This is a genomic window from Streptomyces globisporus, from assembly GCF_003501885.1.
Classification (GTDB): domain Bacteria; phylum Actinomycetota; class Actinomycetes; order Streptomycetales; family Streptomycetaceae; genus Streptomyces; species Streptomyces globisporus_D.
Window position 1 is genome coordinate 1 of record NZ_QWFA01000437.1, and the last position, 498, is coordinate 498.

At 80.3% G+C, this 498-nt stretch carries 1 protein-coding gene; it reads right to left on the bottom strand.

The genetic code is table 11. The features are described 5' to 3' along the window. Nucleotides 1-442: S-adenosylmethionine:tRNA ribosyltransferase-isomerase (locus D3105_RS34190; protein WP_165891150.1), on the bottom strand; the 442-nt coding region annotated here is incomplete at its 3' end. Between the last annotated feature and the right edge of the window lie 56 nt (nt 443-498).

The window sequence follows — 498 nt, forward strand, 5'->3', positions numbered from 1 at the left end:
GCACCACCGCCCCCGCCGGACCACCCGGCCGCGGCCCGGTGGCACCCGCACCCCTGGGCGCCCGCAGTTCCACCGCCCACCGCCCGTCCGCACCCCGCGTCGAGAAGTGCACGACGACCCGCTCCCCGCCGACGCGCCCGTTCACCGCGGCGGGCAACGTCGTGGACGTGTTCACCACCAGCACGTCCCCGGCCCGCAACTGCTCGGGCAGCTCCCGGAACGCGTGGTGCGCGACCGTCCGCCCCCGGGACACGAGCAGCCGTACGTCGTCACGCCCCGCCCCGCGCTGCTCGGCCGGCGCCCGGGCCGACAACGCGTCCGGCACCCGAAGGGCCTCCAGGGCGGTGGCCTCTGCGGCGGCTGTCCGGGCCGACGGCTCCCCGCCCGCCCCCGGCACGGCGAGGGCCACGTCGCCGCTCCCGCACCGCCCCGGCGCGGTCATCGCGCACCCCCGCCCTGCCCCGCCGCCCCCTCCAACAGGGCCGGAGCCGCGTACCG